The following is a 255-nucleotide window of genomic DNA, read 5'->3' as shown; positions in this document are numbered from 1 at the left end:
CTTCATCGCCGAGCACACCGACGGCCTCGAGGCCTACCTGGCCGAACTGGATGCCACCCCCTGGGAACACCTGGAGCGCCAGTCCGGGCTGAGCCTGGCGGAAATCGAACAGGCTGCGCGGATGTACCGGCGGGCGAACAGGGTCATCGTCTGCTGGGCGATGGGCATCACCCAACACCATCATTCGGTGGCGATCATCCAGGAAATCGTCAACCTGCAACTCCTGCGCGGCAACCTGGGCCGACCGGGCAGAGA

1 pseudogene is annotated in these 255 nt (G+C 65.1%); it reads left to right on the top strand.

What is annotated here, in order from left to right:
• Window positions 1–255 (top strand): annotated as a pseudogene (locus G5A07_RS21490) (molybdopterin-dependent oxidoreductase); the annotation flags it as partial.

The sequence above is a fragment of the Stenotrophomonas sp. AS012628 genome (assembly GCF_010608305.1).
GTDB classification, from domain to species: Bacteria; Pseudomonadota; Gammaproteobacteria; order Xanthomonadales; family Xanthomonadaceae; genus Stenotrophomonas; species Stenotrophomonas geniculata.
This window is presented reverse-complemented; position numbering and strand designations above follow the sequence as displayed.